Genomic DNA, 322 nt, shown 5'->3' on the forward strand with positions numbered 1-322 from the left:
CGCTCTACCTCTCTACCTCTCTACCTCTCTACCTCTCTACCTCTCTACCTCTCTACCTCTCTACCTCTCTACCTCTCTACTACGGCGCTCTCTCCCAGCCCTTCTCCCAGCGTCACTTATTTCCGAAATCTTCCCTGTGATCGGGAATAAGTGACGCTGCCCTTTTCTTAGCGTCACTTTTTACCGAGATTTCCCCATATCGTGGGAATATGTGACGCTGCCTTCTTCTGAGCGTCACTTATTCCCGAGCACAGGGGAGATTCTGGAAATTTGTGACGCTGAGGGGAGGTGAATCTACAGTGGTAGATCCACACGGTGGAGA

Source organism: Bifidobacterium callitrichos (assembly GCF_008698085.1).
Classification (GTDB): Bacteria; Actinomycetota; Actinomycetes; order Actinomycetales; family Bifidobacteriaceae; genus Bifidobacterium; species Bifidobacterium callitrichos.